The organism is Novosphingobium sp. B 225, assembly GCF_002198665.1.
GTDB lineage: Bacteria > Pseudomonadota > Alphaproteobacteria > Sphingomonadales > Sphingomonadaceae > Novosphingobium.
In genome coordinates this window covers 79,468-98,347 of record NZ_MWLM01000034.1, presented here as the reverse complement: position 1 = coordinate 98,347, position 18,880 = coordinate 79,468, and the positions used below count along the sequence as shown (strand labels likewise).

Annotated in this window: 13 protein-coding genes; 7 read left to right on the top strand and 6 right to left on the bottom strand. The window is 65.9% G+C overall.

Annotated features, from left to right (window positions below; translation table 11 throughout):
• Position 1: 1 nt before the first annotated feature.
• The 6 genes from MNBBLIKP_RS05395 to MNBBLIKP_RS05370 all read left to right on the top strand — a co-directional run bounded on the left by MNBBLIKP_RS05395 (position 2) and on the right by MNBBLIKP_RS05370 (position 7,721).
• Positions 2-916 (top strand): hydroxymethylglutaryl-CoA lyase, encoded by a 915-nt coding sequence (locus tag MNBBLIKP_RS05395; RefSeq protein WP_088308233.1) that lies wholly within the window; start codon positions 2-4, stop codon positions 914-916.
• A complete protein-coding gene (locus MNBBLIKP_RS05390) occupies positions 913-2,109 on the top strand; it encodes a CaiB/BaiF CoA transferase family protein (RefSeq protein ID WP_088308231.1) in 1,197 nt (398 codons plus the stop codon). Before MNBBLIKP_RS05395 ends, MNBBLIKP_RS05390 begins: the two co-directional genes overlap by 4 nt.
• Positions 2,110-2,136: 27 nt before the next feature.
• On the top strand, positions 2,137-2,826 hold the full coding sequence (locus tag MNBBLIKP_RS05385) for a VOC family protein (RefSeq protein WP_088308229.1): 690 nt from the start codon (positions 2,137-2,139) through the stop codon (positions 2,824-2,826).
• Between the two features lie 47 nt (positions 2,827-2,873).
• A complete protein-coding gene (locus MNBBLIKP_RS05380; RefSeq protein WP_088308227.1) occupies positions 2,874-4,034 on the top strand; it encodes an acyl-CoA dehydrogenase family protein in 1,161 nt (386 codons plus the stop codon).
• Between the two features lie 178 nt (positions 4,035-4,212).
• On the top strand, positions 4,213-4,860 hold the full coding sequence (locus tag MNBBLIKP_RS05375) for a Crp/Fnr family transcriptional regulator (protein WP_176399662.1): 648 nt from the start codon (positions 4,213-4,215) through the stop codon (positions 4,858-4,860).
• Entirely contained in the window at positions 4,857-7,721 is a 2,865-nt protein-coding gene (locus tag MNBBLIKP_RS05370) for an adenylate/guanylate cyclase domain-containing protein (RefSeq protein ID WP_088308224.1), read from the top strand. Before MNBBLIKP_RS05375 ends, MNBBLIKP_RS05370 begins: the two co-directional genes overlap by 4 nt.
• 12 nt (positions 7,722-7,733) lie before the next feature.
• Here the strand turns inward: MNBBLIKP_RS05370 and MNBBLIKP_RS05365 are convergent, their stop codons facing one another.
• The 4 genes from MNBBLIKP_RS05365 to MNBBLIKP_RS05350 all read right to left on the bottom strand — a co-directional run bounded on the left by MNBBLIKP_RS05365 (position 7,734) and on the right by MNBBLIKP_RS05350 (position 15,185).
• Positions 7,734-11,936, bottom strand: coding sequence for a hypothetical protein (locus MNBBLIKP_RS05365; protein ID WP_088308222.1), 4,203 nt, complete (start codon positions 11,934-11,936; stop codon positions 7,734-7,736).
• A 108-nt stretch (positions 11,937-12,044) separates the two neighbouring features.
• Positions 12,045-13,277: a CaiB/BaiF CoA transferase family protein gene (locus MNBBLIKP_RS05360; RefSeq protein ID WP_088308220.1), complete on the bottom strand. Its 1,233-nt coding sequence runs from the start codon at positions 13,275-13,277 to the stop codon at positions 12,045-12,047.
• A 2-nt stretch (positions 13,278-13,279) separates the two neighbouring features.
• Positions 13,280-14,437, bottom strand: a complete 1,158-nt coding sequence (locus MNBBLIKP_RS05355) for an acyl-CoA dehydrogenase family protein (protein WP_088308218.1) — start codon at positions 14,435-14,437, stop codon at positions 13,280-13,282.
• A gap of 1 nt (position 14,438) precedes the next feature.
• A complete protein-coding gene (locus tag MNBBLIKP_RS05350; RefSeq protein ID WP_088308216.1) occupies positions 14,439-15,185 on the bottom strand; it encodes an IclR family transcriptional regulator in 747 nt (248 codons plus the stop codon).
• A 168-nt stretch (positions 15,186-15,353) separates the two neighbouring features.
• Between MNBBLIKP_RS05350 and MNBBLIKP_RS05345 the strand changes: the two genes are divergently transcribed.
• The gene (locus tag MNBBLIKP_RS05345) at positions 15,354-16,661 is read left to right on the top strand and encodes a sugar MFS transporter (RefSeq protein ID WP_176399661.1); all 1,308 of its coding nucleotides are present in this window, start codon (positions 15,354-15,356) and stop codon (positions 16,659-16,661) included.
• A gap of 48 nt (positions 16,662-16,709) precedes the next feature.
• Here MNBBLIKP_RS05345 and MNBBLIKP_RS05340 read toward each other — a convergent pair whose 3' ends face one another.
• A complete protein-coding gene (locus MNBBLIKP_RS05340; protein WP_088308212.1) occupies positions 16,710-17,270 on the bottom strand; it encodes a YqgE/AlgH family protein in 561 nt (186 codons plus the stop codon).
• A gap of 206 nt (positions 17,271-17,476) precedes the next feature.
• Positions 17,477-18,556: a fatty acid desaturase gene (locus MNBBLIKP_RS05335; RefSeq protein ID WP_254912920.1), complete on the bottom strand. Its 1,080-nt coding sequence runs from the start codon at positions 18,554-18,556 to the stop codon at positions 17,477-17,479.
• Positions 18,557-18,880 lie beyond the last annotated feature (324 nt).

The window sequence follows — 18,880 nt, the reverse complement described above, 5'->3', positions numbered from 1 at the left end:
GATGACCCAGCCCCGCAGCATAGAAATGGTCGAAGTCGGCCCGCGCGACGGGCTGCAGAACGAGGCTGTGCTGATCTCCACCGCGCACAAGGTCGAACTGATCCGCCGCGCGATTGCCGCCGGATCACGGCGGATCGAGGTGGCAAGCTTCGTCAATCCCAAGCGCGTGCCGCAGATGGCCGATGCCGAAGCGGTGGTCGCAGGGCTGGGCGCACCGGAAGGTGTGACCCGGATCGGGCTGGTGCTCAACGAACGCGGGGCAGAGCGCGCGCTGGCGGCGGGGCTGGACCAGCTGGGCGCAGTGGCCATCGCTTCGGATCCGTTCGGGATTCGCAACCAGGGGCAAGACAGCGCGCAGTCAATCGACGTGGCAGAGCGGATCGTGGCCATGGCCCGTGCGGCTGGCCGCAGCGCGCAAGTGACTATCGCCACCAGCTTTGGCTGTCCCTTCGCGGGTGAGGTCGATCCGGCCCATGTGGTGCGGATGGCAGCGCGGCTGGCCGAAGCTGGCCCGGTCGAAGTGGCGCTGGCCGATACCATCGGGGTGGCCGTGCCCGCACAGGTTTCCGCGCTGGTCCGCGCTATCGCAGGGGCCATCGCGCCGCTGCCGGTGCGGGTCCATTTCCACAACACCCGGGGGACCGGGGTGGCCAATGTCTGGGCGGCGGTGGAGGCCGGGGCGAGCGTGGTCGATGCCTCGATCGGGGGGCTCGGCGGCTGTCCGTTTGCCCCCGGCGCGGCGGGCAATGTGGCCAGCGAGGACGTGGCCTATATGCTGGCGCGCAGCGGCGTGGAAACCGGGCTGGACCTGAACCGGCTGATCGAAACCGCGCAGTGGCTGGGCCAGGTGATGGACAAGGTGATGCCGTCGATGCTGGCCAAGGCCGGGCCCTTTCCGAAACAGGCAGACCAATGACGGGTGACAACACGGGCGCGCTAGATGGCGTCAAGGTGATCGAACTGGGCCAGCTGATCGCGGGTCCGTTCTGCGGGCAATTGCTGGGCGATATGGGCGCCGACGTGGTCAAGATCGAGCCGCCGGGTGCGGGCGATCCGATGCGGCAATGGGGCAATGGGACACACAAGGTGTGGTGGCAGGTGATCGGCCGCAACAAGCGCTCGGTCACTGCCAACCTGCGCGTGGCCGAGGGGCAGGACCTGGCCCGCCGCCTGCTGGCCGATGCGGATATCATGATCGAGAACTTCAAGCCCGGCACGGTCGAGAAGTGGGGACTGGGACCGGAAGACCTGCACGCGATCAACCCGCGCCTGATCATTGTCCGCATGTCCGGCTATGGCCAGACCGGTCCCTACAGCACCCGCGCCGGGTTTGGCGGGATTGGCGAAGCGATGGGCGGGTGGCGCGCGATCGTGGGCGATCCGGACCGGCCGCCAAGCCGCATGGGCGTGTCGATCGGCGATACTCTCGCGGCGACCTATGGCTGCATGGGCGCACTCGCTGCGCTCCATGCGCGGGAAAGCAGCGGCAAGGGCCAGGTGGTCGATTCCGCGCTGTACGAAGCGGTGCTGCAAGTGATGGAAAGCCTGGTGCCGGAATATGACCTGATGGGGATCGTCCGGCAGCGATCGGGTTCGATTCTACCGGGGATCGCCCCCAGCAACGTCTATCAGTGCCGCGACGGCGAATACATGATCGGCGGCAACGGCGATGCGATCTTCGCGCGGCTGGCCGAGGCAATGGGCCAGGGGGAGCTGGCGCGCGACCCGCGCTTTGCCACCCATGCCGCGCGCGGCGAACGCCAGCAGGAACTGGACGCGCTGATCAATCGCTGGACTGCCACACTGACCGTGGATCAGGTGGAAGCGCTGATGATCGCCCATTCGGTCCCCGCCGGGCGGATCTTTACCGGCAAGGACATGCTGGAAGACCCGCACTTTGCCGCCCGCGAAGCGCTGGTCGAAGTAGAGCATCCCGAACTTGGCGCGATAAAAATGCAGGCGCCGATGCCCAAATTGTCGGCCAATCCGGCCAGCGTGCGCCGCCGCGCACCGCTTGTGCCGGGCGAACACAATGCCGAAATCTATGGGCAGCGGCTGGGGCTGGATGCTGCGGCGCTTGCACATCTGGCCACGCAGGGCATCATCTGAACCGGCAGCGGGACAGGAGGCGATTCCATGAGCAAACCGGCAGGTACCCCCGATGGCATCCATCACATCGCCTTCATGGCCGGGGACATGAAGCGCCAGCTGGAATTCTTCACCGCCGTGATGGGTTTTCCGCTGGTCGCGATCTTTGAAATGCACGGCGTTCCCGGCGCTATGCATGCCTTCCTCAAAATGGCCGATGACAGCCTGTTCTCGCTGGTCCACGTGCCGGGGGGAGAGGCGATCCCGACCACCATGGGGGTAACCCACGCCGGGCGCGGTGAAGCACCGGCGGCACCGGGGGCCTTGCAGCACACGGCCTTTCGCGTGCCCGATATGGCCGCGCTCTATGCCATGCGTGATCGGGTCCGCAGCCACGGAATCCCGGTGCTGGGTCCGATCGATCACGGGTTCTGCAAATCGGTCTACTTTGCCGGGCCGGAACATATGACACTGGAAGTTTCGACCTTTACCACCCCGGTCGAACCGCAGGTCTGGATTGACCGCGCGATGCTGGCCGGACTGGGCCTGAGCGAGGCAGAGATGGAGGCGATGATCGCCCCGCCCGGCCTTGACGGACCCGGCGGATTGTCGCAGCCGGCCTATGATCCCGCGGTTCCGCACCTTGACTATCCGCAGGCGCAATACGAACGGATGCTGGCCACCCCGGACAGCGTGTTTGAAAGCCTGCCCGCCTACCCGCCGCCCAACCCGGCCTGACCCTAGGTCACAGACCCAGCCCGTTCGCCATCCTGCAAGAGGAAGCCATGCGCCAGTTCAGCGAAGACCAGATCATGTTCCGCGATGCCTATCGCAAGTTCCTTGAGGCAGAAATTGCCCCGCATATGGAAGATTGGCGCGAGGCGGGGATCGTCGATCGCGCGGCCTTCAGGAAGGCGGGCGATCAGGGCTTTCTGATGATCTGGCCGGACGAGAAATATGGCGGCATGGGCGACACCGATTTCCGCTTTGAACAGATCATCATCGAGGAAACCTGCCGCGCCGGGGCCAAGCAGTTCTATAACACGCTGCACAGCCGCCTGGTCGGCCCTTATTTCCAGCGCTTTGGCACCGAGGAACAGCGCATGCGGTTCCTGCCGAAATGCGTTTCGGGTGAAACGATCCTGGCCATCGCCATGACCGAGCCGGGCGCGGGATCGGACCTGGCGGGGATGCGCACCACGGCGCAGGACATGGGCGATCACTGGCTGCTCAACGGTTCCAAGACCTATATCTCCAACGGGATCAACGCCGATGTGGTGATCGTGGCTGCCAAGGTTGCGGGCGCGGACAAGAAACATGCGATGGTGCTGCTGATCCTGGAGCGCGGGATGGAAGGGTTCGAACGCGGCCGCAACCTGAAAAAGATGGGCATGCCCGCGCAGGACACCGCCGAACTGTTCTTCAACAATGTGCAAGTGCCCAAGGCCAACCAGCTGGGTGAGGCCGGCAAGGGGTTTTACTATCTGATGGAGGGCCTGGCCGAGGAACGGCTGATTTCCGCCGTCGGCTGCGCCGCCAATGCCCGCAAGGCGTTTGACATCACCCGCGATTACGTCAGCCAGCGGCAGATCTTCGGGGCGCCGCTGTCCGACCAGCAGAACACCCAGTTCCGCATGGCCGAGATGGATACCGAGATTGAATTGGCGCAGGTCTATATCGACCACTGCGTCGCCGCCCATAATATCGGACAGCTCACCAGCAACATGGGCGCCAAGGCCAAGATGGTGGCGAGCGAGGTTGAGTGGAAGATGCTGGACCTGGGGGTACAGCTGCACGGCGGGGCGGGCTTCATGGATGAATATCCGATCAGCCGGATGTTCAGCGACGCCCGCATCAACCGGATCCTCGCCGGTTCCAGTGAAGTGATGCGCCTGATTATTGGGCGCGATGTTTTTTCGCAGAAATATCAAAGCCTGTTCAGCTGAACAGGCGCGCAGAGCGTCCCAAACTGGTTCTTCCCGCCAAAAAATGATGTGACAAAAATCACCGGCAGGGACTAGTAGCAGACAGAAGGGCCGGTTTGGGGCAGGCCCGTGGCGAACAGGGGTCGCAAGGATGCATGGTTTTGGCCCGTCAGGCCAAGAGCAGCGCGCGGAGCGGATCATGCCGCCCGCGGTTCGCGACGCATTCCTGGCCCGCGCCCGCCAGCAGCCGATCAGCCGCAAGCAGGTGGTGGTTGCCGAAGGCAGCCAGGGCCGCGACGTCTATCTGGTCCTGTCAGGACGCCTGCTGTTCTCGCTGGTTTCGCCGCAGGGGCGCGAAGTAATCCTGAGCGATATGGGCCCGGGCGAGATGTTCGGGGAACTCAGCGCAATCGATGGCCAGCCGCGCTCTACCAATGTTACCGCGATCGAGGATTCGCGTCTTGCGCATCTGACCGGGCCTGAATTTACCCAGCTGCTGGGCGAAGTGCCCGAGGCCGGGCTGTGGGTGGCACAGCAGCTGGCCCAGCGGGTCCGCAATCTGACCGACCGCGCCTTTGAACTTGCCACCCTGCCAGTTGCCAGCCGGGTCCAGGCCGAACTGCTGCGGCTTGCGCTGGAAGTGGCTGAACCGGGGGCCGACAGCGCCGATATCCGCCCGATGCCGACCCATGCCGAACTGGCCGCACGGATCGGCACCAGCCGCGAAGCGGTTTCGCGCGAACTGGGGCTGCTGGGCCAGGATGGCCTGCTTCAGCAGCGCGGCCGCCAGTTGCACATCGCTTCGCTTTCGGCCCTGCGCAACCAATACGAACGCATGCTGAGATGAGCCTGGTCAATCAGCGCCATCACCTTGTCCTGCTGTTCACCGACCTGACCGATTCCACCGGCATCACCGGGAACATGGAACCGGAACACTATGCCGAACTCCTGACCCGGCTGCGCGAACTGACCGGACGGATCGTCAGCCATCATGGTGGCGAGGTGGTCCGGATCGACGGGGACGGGGCGCTGTGCATGTTCGGCTATCCGCTCGCCCACGAAGACGCCGGACGCCGCGCGACCGAAGCTGCGCTGGATCTGCATCAGGCCGCGGCAGAACTGGACGGGCTGTTCGGCCCGGGGCTCAAGCTGCGGCTGCACAGCGGGATTCACGCCGGGGTGGTGCTGCTGCGTAGCGGCGACATGGTGCGCGGGCGTTATGAGATGTTGGGCGATGCGACCAATGTCGCGGCGCGGCTGTGCGATGCCTCCAGCCCCGACGGGCTGCTGGTCAGCGCCGAGACGCTGGGCGGGGACGCCGCGTTTTTTACCACCGGCGCGCCCGTGCCCTTGCAGCTGGGCGGGCGGCGCAAGCGGTTGAATGCGCTGCCGGTGCTGGGCCGCAGCGATGTGGAAAGCCGCTTTGCCGGACGCGCGCGCCAACGGCTGACCCCGCTTACCGGGCGTGACGAGATTCAGACGCGGCTCAAGACCTGGCTGCGCGGCGGCGGCCAGGGCGCGGTGACCATGCTGCTCCACGGACCCGCCGGGATCGGCAAGAGCCGCCTGCTTGCGCATGCTTGCGACGAGGCGCGCAGTGCCGGATGGCGCGTCGCGCGCGGGTACTGCGAAGCGTACCTGGCAGCGCGGCCGCTGCAACCATTCCTGCAGATTGCGGGCGGACTGGCCGGGAGCGAGCAGGCCGAACAGGCGGCGGCGGAGGGCGTGTCGATCGGGCGCGAGATTGCGCTGGCGGCGGCAAGCCTGCCGGTCCTGGTAGTGATCGACGATTGGCAATGGGCCGACGATGCGAGCCGCGACGAGCTGGCCGCGATGCTCGCCGCCGCGCCCGCCGGGCAGCTGCGCGTCCTGCTCGCCTCGCGCGAGGGGCAGGTCCGCTTGCCCGAAGGCACGCCCTGCCTGATCGAACCACTGCTGCCGCTGACGCCGCAGGCCGCGCAGCAGGCGATTGCGGCCTTGCTGGGTACGGTCGAACCCGGGGTGATCGAACGGCTGACCATGGCCGCCGGGGGCAGTCCGCTGTTGCTTGAAGAGCTGTGCCACGCCTGGGCCAGCCGCGGCGAGGCCCCCGAAGGCGAGGCGCGCGGGGCATGGTTCGACATGGCGGTCCAAGCCCGCTTTGCCGCGCTTCCCGCCCGCGATGCCGATCTGCTGCGACAGGCTGCGGTGCTGGGCCATCAGGTGCCCGGCTGGCTGCTGGCCGCGATCCAGGGCGCGGCGATCGATGCGCCCGCGTTGCACCGGCTGGAGCAGGCCGATTTCCTCTATCCCGGCGATAGCGGCACCATGCTGCGCTTCAAGCACGGGCTGACCCGCGATGCCGTCTATGCCGGGATCGATCTGGCGCTGCGCCGCGATCTGCACCAACGCGCGCTGCATGTGCTGGAAGAGCGGGCCGAACTGCTCGGCGCGGATGGCCTGCTCGATGCTCTGGCCTATCACAGCGCCGCCGCCGGAATGGACGAGGCCGCGCTTGATTATGCCATGCGCGCCGGGGACGCGGCGCTGGCGGCGGGCGCGCTGGACCGGGCTCAGGCGCATTACCGCGCCGCGCTGACCCGGATCGAGGCGCTTGAGCCCGGCCCTCAGCGCGAAGGGCAGGGCTGGACCTTGCTCAACAAGTTCGGGCTGGCCAGCATCGTCGATCCCGCCGCCGACCAGCTCGATGTGATCCAGCGCGCCCAGGCGCTGCTGGCCGGCAGCGATGATCCCGCCGCGCAGATCCGGGGACGCTATTGGCTGGGATCGATCGCTTATGGCCTGGGGCTCGGCAAGCGCTCGATCCGCGACCTTTCGGTCGCACGCGATGCCGCGCTGGCGGCAGGCGACGAGCGGTTCATGGGCCAGATCGAAATCAAGCTGGCCCAGTCCCTCAACAGCGCCGGTCGGTATGGCGAGGCGGACGAATTGTTCCGCGTGGTGCTGCCCCAGTTCGCCGAGCGCGGCGGCCGCCACCACCGCGAAACGCTGATCTATGGGCTGGCCTGCCACGGCTTTCTGCTGGGCGATCAGGGCCACATGGCCGAGGCGGACGCGCTGTTCGACCGGGCCGAAGCACTCGATCCCGATGCCTTGACCACGATGCGCCCATCGCTGCTGACCCAGCGCGCCGCGATCCGGCTGTGGCAAGGCGATTGGTACGGGGCCGAAAGCCTGGCCCAGGCCGCGCTGCAGGATTGCACCCGCACCCACACCCGCTATCTGGCGATGATGAGCCACGCGCTGGCCGCCTATGCCCGCTGGCGGATCGATGGCGATGAACGGCAGGTGCGGCGGATGGAAGATACCGCGCGCTGGTTCCTCAGCCCGGGCAACAGCCGCCAGCGCACCTCGCTGCTGTTCGGCTGGCTGACCCAGGTCATGGCCGTGCGCGGCGATACGGCGGCGGCGCGGGCCTATGCCGGGGCCTTGGTGCAACGGGTCCGCGAAGGCGGTGACCGGCTGGGCGAAGCGATGGGCTGGCGCGCACTGGCCCGGCTGGCCCAAGGCCAGGGCCGCAGCGACCGCGCCGATCACTATCTGGATCAGGCCAGACGTTCGGCCCGGATCCGCCACAGCCCGCGCGAAGCCGCCCGAAACCTGCTGTGCGCCGCACAGCTTGCCCGCTTTCGCGGTGAAAGTGCCGCAGCCGAGACGATCGAGGCCGAAGCCAAGGCCGCCCTGTCAGCGCTGGGGATCAGAGCCTAGAGTCTGTTCCACTCACGTGGAAGCAACACCGGGCGAAGCGCCGATCGGTTTCCAGTCACTCAGCCGCACGATCAGCGCGGCGGGCATGGCCTGGATCGTCCCGGCATCGAGCAAGGCCGCCATGATCCCCATGATCGCGCCAAAGGCCATGTCCTGCGCCGGGCAGGCGTGAACCGCATAAGGCGGCGGGCTGTCGATCTGATCGGCCTGCTGACGCTTGCCCCCGAACACAATCGAGACATCGCCGTCCGGCGTGGCCGGATCGAACAGTGAGCGCTGCGCGGCGGAGACCTGGCTGACCACCACCATATCGCCCTTGCGCACTTTCACATCGCGGCGGTGCGGACAGCCGGGCGTGGGCGGGTCTGTCTTGATCCGCGTATCGTGCTGGGCCGTGCGATAGAGCAGGTCTGGCGCGGGGCGGATGCACATCGCCTGCGAAACCGGGCCCCGCAAGGCCGCGATGGCCGCAGCGATCGCCTGATCGGCGGACTGGCCCGCAGTGGCCTGCTTCAGCGCCGACTGGTGCCGCCACAGCGATTTCTGACCCAGCCATTCGGCCAGCACCCCGCGCAGATTGCCATCCATCGGCGGGATCGCACCCACCATGGTGCCAACGATATTGCGCGCCAGCACTTCGGGATCCTGGATCTCCCGGAACATCGCGGCGGCAACCGATCCGCCCGGAACCGTGTCGGCCGCGCGGTGATCGGCCACGAATTTGCGGGCCGCGATCAGAATCGCCTTGCCGTGGTTTTCGGCATAGTCGGTCACTTCGGGGCTGGGCCGGGGATAGAAGGCATTGCGCGAGGGGGAGAGGAAATCGCCCGGAGCATGCGGCTTGTCGCGCCAGACCATATCGGGATTGGCCGCAGCCATTTCCGCCTCGCCCGGTTCGCCCAGTCGCACCGGCGACCATGACCACGGCCCAAGCAGCATGTGGGTGCCATCGGGGAAGCCGTACCAGATCTGGCTTAAAACCCCCAGCGCGGGGAGCAGGTACTGGCGGCGCAGTTCCAGCTTGAACGATGTGCGCCCCAGCGCCTCAACCGCCTGCTTCGATGCGTTCAGCACTTTGGTCCCGGCGGCGTAACCGGCCTTGAACCCGGCCGGGGCATCGTACTTCATCAGGATCGCGTTGGTCGCGTTGGAATCGTTCCAGTAGTTGAGCTTGAGCGCGGTCAGCGCCGGGTTGTGATAGTTATCGTCGGGCTGCTGGGTAACGAAGATCGGTCCGCTGTTGCCATGGATCCGGCGCAGCTGTTCCTCGCTGGAAAAGTTCTTCCAGTCCGCCAGCACCTGAGCCACCTGCCGCGCGCCCGCGCAGAGCACCACGTTCTGGTTTTCGCGATCGGGATTGGCCCAGTCATAGCGCGGCGCATCGGGTTCCTCGCCGCTATCGCCTTCGCCCACCAGCGCCACGCCGCCGCCCTGGTTCGGCCCGCGCCGCAGGTTGAGCGCGCCGCCGTAATAGTGCCGGATCGCCGCCCACATATCAGGGGTCAGATCGCGTTCGGCCGGGTCCTTGGTGGTAAAATCTTCCAGCAGCCGCTTCCATTCCTTGGCCGCTTCATCTTCGGGCATGGCGGACACCCGTTCGATGATCGCGCGGCCCACCGCGTCTTCATCAAACGGGCGCATCGGCAGATAGCTGGCGGTCAACTGACCCAGCGCGGCCAGTGCGCTGCGCGAAGGCACGAACAGGTACAGCCCCCAATGCAGCGGCGTAAACGGATGTCGCCCCGGATCGGCATGGCCCACCGGCGGTGCGCCGGGGGTGAACAGCGGCAGTTCGGCCCGCACCACTTGCGGCTTGCCCGCGGCATCGCTGGCAATGAACTGGAACACCGCCGGGGCATCCTTGGGCCCGACCCCGGTCAGCGGATCGTTGTTGGCGCCGGCCACATCGGTGCTGTTGCCACCGTTGAGCCAGCGCTGGATCACTTCGTACTGTTCGGCAATGCTGGCGTTATAGGCCATGAACATCAGCCCGGCACGGGCCGGACCCTGGGCCGGATCGCCGAACAGCATGGCCCGGCGCAGCAGCCGGGGCGATGGCCGATCAAATTCGGCGCGGGTCTGGGTTTCGGCCTGGCTGGCCGGGGGCAGGCCCCCACCCGTCACGATCCGGCGCGGATTGGCGCGGCGGATATGCGCCGCATAGGGGCAGCGCTGCCCCGTCCCGTCCTCGCCGTAATCGAAATCGTTGAGGTCAGGACTGTCGGGCTTGGCAAGCGGCCGTCCGGCCTGATCGCGCCCCATGATCGCGGCCTTGAGCAGCGCCTGCGCGGCCCCGGCATCGATCCCCAGCTGCGCGGCGATCGGCCCGGCAGCGCGCGTCAGCCACTGGTTGAAGCGTTCGACATCCTCACCAATCTTGCGCAGCACCAGATAGGTGCCGTTGCGTTGCAGATCCTGCGCCGCGGCGCGCGGGCCGCTGCGTTCATCGGCCAGCGAGGCATAGGGGCCCGGCGCGGCATCACCGCGATCGTTGCCATAACCGGCCAGCACTTCGCCCGGTTTGACCCGGTCCCGCGCCAGACCGGCGGGCTGACCCGGCAGGACCGGGCGCGGCTGGCTGATCCCGTCAAGATAGCCGAAATGATCACGGAAATAGCCGTCGCCTTCACCGTGCCCGCCCAGCATCCATTCGACCGCTTCGAGCGAGGCCCCCGCCCCGGCCAGCGCAGCCAGACGGCGCGCTTCGGCTTCGAGCGCGGCGCGATCCGGATTGGTCGAGCGCAGCTGGATTACCAGATCAACCTCGCGCAGTTCGACCCGGGGCAGCGCGGTGCCAGCCGGAACCTGACCGGTCAAAACCGGGCCGTTGCGTTCGGGCAGGATCCAGTTGCGCGGGTGATTTTCGCGCATGTCACCAATGATCCCGCTGCGCTGTTCCATCCCTTCGCGGAATTCCTTGGGGAAACAATCGACCACCTGATGATCAAGCCCCAGCCGCAGCAGGCCATCGGCGGTCAGGGCCAGATTGCGGTACAACCCATCGGTGGGCGTGCTTCCCGCACCATCGGCAAAATGCAGATCGATCTGGCTGACAAAGCGGCGCGCCCCGGCGCTGTCACGGATCGTGAACAGCAGCAGCGCGCCGTGGACCACCGGCTGGGCGGCGCTGCCCTGCGATTTCAGGATCCCGCCCTGCACTTCGCTGGCGGCAAACACCGGGTCTTGCGGCCGCTCCGCCTCCAGCGCGGCATCCAGCCGCTTGAGGTGCGTCTTGCCGGTCGAATACCAGTTCAGCGGTTCCTTGTAGATCCCCTTGGCCGTGGTCCAACGCTGTTTGAGCGGGTGCGCATCCGGCAGCTGATCGAGCCCGGCGGCGAACTGATCCCACCCCAGCAGAATATCCGCCGCCGCACGGACCAGACGGTGCCCTTCGTTGATCCGTTGGCGCCCGCCGGGATCGGTCCCGGCCTGCCGCCCGGTCAGCCATTCGGGCGGATAGAAATCGGCCAGCTTGTAAATCACATTCAGCGCTTCGAGCCCCAGTTCGAGCGTCTTGCCGACATGTTCGAAGCCGACCAGGGGATTGCCGGTCTGCTGCATCTGCAGCCTGGCCAGATCGCTTTTGCCCTGACGGGTTTCGGCGGCGGCGGGTTCGGGATAGACCATCCGCGCCTGCGCCAGTTCCAGCTCGCTTTTGCCTTCGCGCTGCAGGCGTTCGATCCGCGACAGGTATTTCTGATCGCGCGTGGACAGGCCCGTGGTGTTATAGAAGATCGCGCTGTCCATCTGGTTGTCGCGAACCCATTGCAGGTATTCCTCGCAGCTGTGTTCGGTTGCAGTGACATAGCCATCGCAATTGCAGAACAGCAGGTCCAGGAACGTGCCCAGCGGCCGCCAGATCAGCCGCATGTAAGGTTCCCACCCGCCTTCGAAAGTGGCGGTCAGGTACAGGTAGCGGCGGCTTTGCAGTTCCAGTTTGCCCGGGGCCTTGCGGGCCATGCCGAACAGGTCCTTGTCCAGCACGCCAACCCGGAAATCGAGCAGGTTGAGAATCCGTTCGGTTACATCGGAAAACGGCACCACCCGTTCAAATTCGCGCGCCGAAACCCGAATCCGGTTAAGCGCTTCGGCCACCAGTTTCAGGCGGCTGGCATATGTGATGTTCTCATAGGCCTGGATGAAGCCTTCCTTGATCGGGGCGATCACGACCAGATCGGTGATGCCATCGATGGTCTTGGATGTGACTTCCAGCATGTCTTGCCCCTGTATGTGTCCGCGCGAATCGATCCATTAGGACGCGCGCGGTGATTGAGAGCAAGGCTGGCGGCCAAGTCTGTGCGAAAAGCTACAAGCCGGCGTCGCTCAGCGCTGAAAAACGGCGCCGCTCTGTTCCAGCGCGGCGCAGTCCGCTTCGTCCAGAGCCAGCCAGTCCCCCAGCACCGCGCGGGTCTGTTCGCCGATCCGGGGTGGCTGATGGCGGTAGTCCGCCGGAGTGGCAGAGAGTTTGCCGGGGAAGGCCACGCTGGGAATCTCCACTCCGTCGTCGCGCACATAGCGGTGCACGGTCTGGCGGGCTTCGATAAAGGGATCGGCGAAGACGTCCTTGATCGAATTGACCGGCCCGGCCGGCACCCCGGCCCTGACCAGCCGGTCGATCAGGGGATCGCGCAATTGCGGCGCGGCAAGATCGCGGACGATCTGCTCGATCGCCTCACGATTGATCAGCCGGTCGCGCGCCAGTTTGAAGCGGGGGTCTTCGGCGAGTTCGGGGCAGCCCATCTCGTGGCAAAAGGCGCGGTACTGGCCGTCGTTACCGATCGCGATGATCAGCACTCCGTCGGCGCAAGGGAAAGTGGTATAGGGCACCACGGTGGGGTGGCGGTTGCCCATCCGCCCGGGCACCGTGCCGTCGACCAGATAGGTTGAGGCCTGGTTGGCCAGCATCGCGATCTGGGTGTCGAGCAGCGACACGTCGATCTGCTGCCCTTCCCCCGTCCGTTCGGCATGGCGCAGCGCAACCAGGATTGAAATCATCGCCATGTTGCCGGTGGAAAGGTCTGCCATGGCCACCCCCGCGCGCAATGGCCCGCCGCCCTCCTCGCCGGTGATCGACATGAAGCCGCCCATGCCCTGCGCGACGAAATCATAGCCCGGACGATCAGCATAGGGACCGGACTGGCCGAACCCGGTGATCGAACAATAGACCAGCCGGGGATTGAGCGCGCTGAGACTGGCATAGTCGAGCCCGTATTTGGCCAGCCCGCCGACCTTGAAATTCTCCACCACAATGTCCGCCTGCGCGGCCAGCTTGCGGATCAGAGCCTGCCCCTCTGCCCGCGCCAGATCCACCGCGATGCTGCGCTTGTTGCGGTTGCAGCACAGGTAATAGGCGCTTTCCTGGGGATCGTCGCGGCCATCGGGCAATTTCAGGAACGGCGGGCCCCAGCCGCGCGTGTCATCGCCCTTGCCCGGCAGTTCGACCTTGATCACGTCCGCCCCGAAATCGGCCAGCATCTGCGTGGCCCAGGGCCCGGCAAGGACGCGGGAGAGATCGAGCACTTTGACCCCGTCGAGGGCACGGTTGACTGTGGTCATGGTCAGAAGCTCTTGGGCAGGCCCAGCACGTGGGTGGCGACGTGACTGAGGATCAGGTTGGTGCTGATCGGGGCGACCTGATACAGCCGGGTTTCACGGAACTTGCGCTCTATGTCATATTCCTCGGCAAAGCCGAACCCGCCGTGGGTCTGCACGCACATGTCGGCGGCGTACCAGCTGGCTTCGCTCGCCGCCATCTTGGCCATGTTGGCTTCGGTCCCGCAATCGAGCCCGGCCTCGAACTTCGCCGCAGCATCGTCCACCATCAGGCTGGCGCCGGTCATCTGGACATAGGCCCGCGCGATCGGGAACTGCACGCCCTGGTTCGATCCGATCGCCCGGCCAAACACATTGCGATCCTTGGCATAGGCCGAAGCGCGGTCGATGAAGAACCGGGCATCGCCGATGCATTCGCTGGCGATCAGGATCCGTTCGGCGTTCATGCCCGACAGGATATAGCGGAACCCCTTGCCCTCTTCCCCGATCAGATTTTCGGCCGGCACGCGCAGATCGTCAAAGAACAGCTCGGTGGTGGCGTGGTTGAGTATGGTGCGGATCGGGCGCACCGTCAGTCCGTTGCCCACCGCTTCGCGCATGTCGACCAGCAGCACGCTCATCCCGTCGCTGCTCTTGGCGCAATCCTCACGCGCGGTGGTGCGGCAGAGCAGGACCATCAGGTCGGAATGTTCGGCCCGGCTGATCCAGATCTTCTGACCGCTGACCACGTAGTGATCACCGTCACGCCGGGCAAAGGTGCGAATCCGGGTGGTGTCGGTGCCCGCGCCCGGTTCGGTAACGCCAAAGGCCTGCAGCCGCAGCGAGCCATCGGCAATCCCCGGCAGGTACTTTGCCTTCTGCTCAGGCGAGCCATGCTTGAGCACGGTGCCCATGGTGTACATCTGCGCGTGGCAGGCCCCGCCGTTGCAGCCCGAACGGTGAATCTCCTCAAGAATCGCGGTCGCCGCGCCCAGCCCCAGCCCCGATCCGCCGAACTCCTCCGGGATCAGCACCGACAGGAACCCGGCCCTGGTCAGCGCCTGGACGAATTCCGTCGGATAGGTCCGCTCGCGGTCGAGCGCCTGCCAGTAGGAACCGGGGAAATCGGCACAGAGCCGCCGCACAGCGTCGCGGATTTCGGGGAAGCTTTCCGCTTGCGTCATGTCAGGACCTTTCGTCGCTCTGGCCGATAGCGCGGGCCAGCGCGCCCAGCGCCAGCCCCAGCGCGCGCACCCCATCGGGATCGCGCGAACCGGCAAATATGGAAGCGGACAGGCAATAGGCCGCAGGCTCGCCCGGCACCACGCAGGCGACCGAGCAGACCCCGGCGTGGCCAAAGCCATCGTCCAGCGCATAGCCACTGGAGCGCGCCGCGCCGACTTGCAGTGCATAGGCCGCGTAATCGAGCGGGCGGTGCCAGCGCAACGCGGCAAAGCGGCGCATCAGTTCGGCATCGTCCACCACTTGCGCTGCGGCCAGGGCGCGCCCGGTGCTGCCGCCGCCGATCGGCTGGCGCTGCCCCACGGCCATATGGATCCGCGTCGCGCTGTCGCTTGCACCCAGTGCGACCAGTTCCAGGCGCTCGCGCGGCTGGATGTGCCACAGGCCCAGGGTAGCATTGTGCTGTTCGGCAAAGCGGGTCAGCAAAGGCTGGGTGCGCGCCACAACCCGCGCCACTTCGCTGCGCATCAGCGCGCCCAGATCGCTCCAGCCGGGGGCGAGGCGGTAGCGTTTGCCGCTTTCCGCCTCCAACGCGCCTTCGGCCACCAGAGTGCGCAGCAGGTTGAGGCAGCTGGACACCGAAAGCCCGGTGGCGCGGGCCACGTCGGACAGGGTCTGCGCCTGCCCATCGCGCGCCAGCAGCCGCAGAATGGCAAAGGCCTGAGAAACAGAGCGCACCGGTCCGGTCATCCCGGCCTTCTATTTTTCACATTGTTGAAATGCAATCCCGAATATTGAAAACCCGCCGGAAGCGCTCCCAACGCTCACCCTGCTGCCATACGTATGCGGGTAGACAAGGCTATCAAGCGTGGCAACAAGGCCCGCAGAGCCGATCTGGCTCATGGTGGAGAGGGGATCATGGCAGCTCCGATTACGGGTACGCAGACCGGTGGGACCGGCGGCGCGACAGGTGGGCAGGCACGCACCGTGCTGCTGCTGGCTTTCGCGGTATTTTTCATCCTGGGCGGGGTGACCAACATCAACGACCTGCTGGTCGGCAAGTTCCGGCCGATGTTCCAATTGAGCCATGCCGAGGCCAATCTGGTGCAGATGGCGTTCTTCATCGCCTATGCGCTGTGTTCGATCCCGGCCGGGATCGTGATGGCCCGGCTGGGCTACATCCGCACTTTCGTGCTGGGTTTCGTGATGGTGGCGGGGGCGGCATTGCTGTTCATCCCGGCATCCAATTCAGGATCGTTCGGCGGGTTCCTGACCGCGCTGTTCTTCATCGGGGCCGGGATTACCGTGCTGCAGGTGGCCATGAACCCGGTGATCACCACGCTGGGGCCGGTGGAAACATCGCACAGTCGGCTGACATTTGCCCAGGCGTTCAATTCGATCGGCGTCACGCTGATGGTCTATGGCGGGGCTCAGGTTCTGCTGGGCGATGCCAAGCCGATCGACGCGGCCAGCGCCACGGCTGAACAGCTGCAGGCCTACCGGGTCGAGCAGGGCGCTTCGATCGGCCACGCCTATATGTGGCTGGCCGTGGTCATGCTGGCCATGGCCGCACTGTTCTGGCTGTTCCGCGCCGCGCTGGACGGGGCCAAGGCGGAAGAGGCCAAAGTGGCCGGGACCTGGGACCTGTTCACCAGCAACCGCCGGGTCCAGCTGGGTGCGCTTTGCATCTTCACTTATGTCGGCGCCGAAGTGGCGATCGGCAGCAACATGATCGCCTATCTGGGCGATCAGAGCGTGATGGGCCTGGGCATGGAAGCGGCCGGCAAGCTGGTGGCTTTCTATTGGGGCGGCGCGATGATCGGGCGGCTGCTGGGCGGCTTTGTGCTGCGCCTGTTCAAGCCGGGCCGGGTGCTGACCGCCTTCGCCGCCACCGCGATCCTGCTGATCGGCCTGTCGGCGATGAGCAGCGGCAACATGGCCGCCTGGACGCTGATCCTGGTCGGGTTCTGCAATTCGCTGATGTTCCCGACGATCTTCAGCCTGGGGACCGAAGGGCTGGGCGACCAGACCCCGCAAGGGTCGGGCATCATGTGCACCGCAATCGTTGGCGGGGCGCTGGTCCCCTATCTGTTCGGCACGGTGGCAGACATGACCGGCAATATCCGCATGGCGCTGCTGGTGCCGGTGGTCTGCTATGCGATCATCGCCATGTTCGGGGCCTGGACCGTGAAGCATCCCAGCAGCGGGCACGGCAGCGAAGCATAAGGCCGCAGGCAGGTTTCCCCCCTCCTCTTCAGAGGAGGGGGCTTGCGGCTATGCCCGCCCGGTCTCGCTGGCCAGCAGCGCCGGATCGATCCCTTCGCTCTGCCAGGCCGCTTTCCAGCGGGCGCTGACGGGGGTGTCAAACAGCACTTCGGCGTTGCCCCTGGCCGCATGCCAGCCGTGGCGGCGCATTTCCCCTTCCAGCTGGCCCGCACCCCACCCGGCATAGCCCAGCGCCACGATCCAGCGGCTGGGCCCTTCGCCAGCAGCGATCGCTTTCAGCACTTCGATCGAGGCCGACAGACAGCCCAGCTCTCCCGCTTCGATCGTCCCCGGCCCGGCCCAGTCGGGTGAATGCAGCACGAACCCGCGCTGCTGTTCCACCGGCCCGCCATCATGGATCACGCAATCGGGCGCCGCGCCGGGATGGATATCCAGATCCTCCAGCAATTCATGCAGCCGCAGCCCGTGGCGGATCTTGCCCACCATCACCCCCAGCGCACCTTCCCCGTCATGAACATACATCGCCACCACCGCATGATCGAACCGCGGATCGCCCATCCCGGGCATGGCCAGCAGCAGGCGTCCGGCAAGATATTCGGCCTGGGTCATGGGCGGGGTTGTAGCACAGGATCGGGCCGGGGGTCAGGCAGAATGGGAGCTGGCCAGGGCAAGGTCGGGGGGGCCTGCAATCACCGGAGCGTGGGGGCGATCCGGACGGGGCAGGTTGGGGCCGGACGGGGCAGGTTGGGGAATGCCGCCGCAGCCTCGGGGCCGGCGCGCCGCAGCGCTTTTGCAGCCCTACGTGCTTTTCACCGTCATGAACCCGGCGCGCAAGTGTCGCTGCGAATGCGACATGCCTCGCGGAATGACACCAGCACCCGCCCGCCTTCATCCCATAAGGCCAGCCGCAAAGTGCCCCACGCCTCAAGCGCGGTGAACCGGTTCAGATCGCGCAGCTGGGGATGCTCTGCCAACACTTCGGGCAAGCGATAAAACGGAATTCTGCTGGCCAGGTGATGGACATGATGGATGCCGATATATCCGGTGAACCAGCTAAATATCGGCGGCAAATCGAGGTAGGAGCTGCCGCGCAATGCAGCATCATGGAATGACCAATCGGCTGCGCGATCCCAATAGGCTTCCGGGAATTGATGCTGCACGTAAAACAGCCAGACACCCAGCGATGCCGCGCTGATCAGCACGGGAAAGAACACCATGGCTGTGATGCCGAAGCCCCACAGGAAAACCGGTATGGCCAGGATCAGCGCAGTCGCCAGATTGGTCCCGATGGCGCTGCTCCAGTAAATCGGCCCGTCTTTCATCAGGCCGAACGGAAGCCGGTGGCGCAACAGAAACTGGTATGCCGGGCCAAAGCCCAACAGCACCACGGGATGGCGGTACAACCGGTAGAGCAACCGCTGGATCGGCGTGCGTTCGCGATATTCACGCACGGTGAGCGTATCGACATCGCCGATCCCGCGCGCATCCAGATTGCCGGTGGCGGCGTGATGCAGCGCGTGCGAACGCCGCCAGCAATCATACGGCGTCAGCGTGAAAACGCTTAGTGCCCTGCCCAACCAGTCATTGCTCATCCGGTTTCGCAGGAACGCCCCATGGCCGCAATCATGCTGGATGATGAACAATCGCATCAAGAACAGCCCCGCCAGCGGCGTTGCCCCGAGCGCGAAGTAATAGCCAGCCTCTGTCGCAATCGCGATCAGCACGAACAAGGCCAGAAAGGGGATCAGCGTGACCGCCAGTTCCCATGCACTGCGGCCTGGCCGCGGGTCGCGAAACGCCTGCAGATCACGCATCAGCCGCCGGGGATCGATCGGCGGGGAATCAGTGTTGTCGCGGCTGCCGATGAAGGTCGATTGATGTTCGATAGCGTTCACACCCGATCCGCTAATTGCCTCCGCCACATTTGTCACGCGCGTTTGAAGGGTTGGCTGAAATCGCCGGGGTGTGGGGGCGATCCGAAGGGTTGAAAGGTTGGGGGGAACTGGCGGCTGAAAGGCACATCGCCCTTTTCATCCAGCCCCTTTTCCCGTCACCCGCGTAGCGAGACACGTGGCTCGCGGAGCCATGACCCGGGGTCCAGCTTCCTTTGCGGCCTTCGCGTTGTTCCGGACCCTCGCTGAAGAACAGCTGGACCCCGGGTCAAGCCCGGGGTGACGAGGTGTTTTTTTGGCTGAAATTACGTTTCAGCTCGAAGGGAG

What these genes read in the sequence shown, in the direction of transcription:
- MNBBLIKP_RS05395 (WP_088308233.1), top strand. Translation starts at nt 2, where the DNA reads ATGACCCAGCCCCGCAGCATAGAAATGGTCGAAGTCGGCCCGCGCGAC.
- MNBBLIKP_RS05350 (WP_088308216.1), bottom strand. Translation starts at nt 15,185, where the DNA reads ATGACCGGACCGGTGCGCTCTGTTTCTCAGGCCTTTGCCATTCTGCGG.
- MNBBLIKP_RS05380 (WP_088308227.1), top strand. Translation starts at nt 2,874, where the DNA reads ATGCGCCAGTTCAGCGAAGACCAGATCATGTTCCGCGATGCCTATCGC.
- MNBBLIKP_RS05385 (WP_088308229.1), top strand. Translation starts at nt 2,137, where the DNA reads ATGAGCAAACCGGCAGGTACCCCCGATGGCATCCATCACATCGCCTTC.
- MNBBLIKP_RS05375 (WP_176399662.1), top strand. Translation starts at nt 4,213, where the DNA reads ATGCCGCCCGCGGTTCGCGACGCATTCCTGGCCCGCGCCCGCCAGCAG.
- MNBBLIKP_RS05355 (WP_088308218.1), bottom strand. Translation starts at nt 14,437, where the DNA reads ATGACGCAAGCGGAAAGCTTCCCCGAAATCCGCGACGCTGTGCGGCGG.
- MNBBLIKP_RS05390 (WP_088308231.1), top strand. Translation starts at nt 913, where the DNA reads ATGACGGGTGACAACACGGGCGCGCTAGATGGCGTCAAGGTGATCGAA.
- MNBBLIKP_RS05370 (WP_088308224.1), top strand. Translation starts at nt 4,857, where the DNA reads ATGAGCCTGGTCAATCAGCGCCATCACCTTGTCCTGCTGTTCACCGAC.
- MNBBLIKP_RS05340 (WP_088308212.1), bottom strand. Translation starts at nt 17,270, where the DNA reads ATGACCCAGGCCGAATATCTTGCCGGACGCCTGCTGCTGGCCATGCCC.
- MNBBLIKP_RS05365 (WP_088308222.1), bottom strand. Translation starts at nt 11,936, where the DNA reads ATGCTGGAAGTCACATCCAAGACCATCGATGGCATCACCGATCTGGTC.
- MNBBLIKP_RS05345 (WP_176399661.1), top strand. Translation starts at nt 15,354, where the DNA reads ATGGCAGCTCCGATTACGGGTACGCAGACCGGTGGGACCGGCGGCGCG.
- MNBBLIKP_RS05360 (WP_088308220.1), bottom strand. Translation starts at nt 13,277, where the DNA reads ATGACCACAGTCAACCGTGCCCTCGACGGGGTCAAAGTGCTCGATCTC.